Source organism: Leifsonia sp. SIMBA_070, assembly GCF_046534635.1.
Classification (GTDB): domain Bacteria; phylum Actinomycetota; class Actinomycetes; order Actinomycetales; family Microbacteriaceae; genus Leifsonia.
Genome location: NZ_JAWRYK010000683.1, coordinates 1 through 249 on the forward strand (window position 1 = coordinate 1; position 249 = coordinate 249).

At 66.7% G+C, this 249-nt stretch carries 1 protein-coding gene; it reads left to right on the forward strand.

Annotated features, from left to right (window positions below):
- Nucleotides 1-111: 111 nt before the first annotated feature.
- Nucleotides 112-249: Atu4866 domain-containing protein (locus SB754_RS21980; RefSeq protein ID WP_410784422.1), on the forward strand; the 138-nt coding region annotated here is incomplete at its 3' end.

Genomic DNA, 249 nt, shown 5'->3' on the forward strand with positions numbered 1-249 from the left:
CGCAGGAGCCCCCCGTAAGTGGGCCGGGCAGCTGGTTGGCGTGGACATCGATGGGCTCCGGGAAGCGGTGGTCCGCTCCCGGGACGCGATCTATAACCGCGTGGCCGCCCAGTGAACAACGCCACTGATTCTCATCCCTACGTCGGGCTGTGGGCCACGAGCGACGGGAGAATTCGTCAGCGACTTCTGCCGGACGGACGCTACACGGAAGCGCGGGGTGAGGTCGAGGACGCATACACCGGCGCGTAT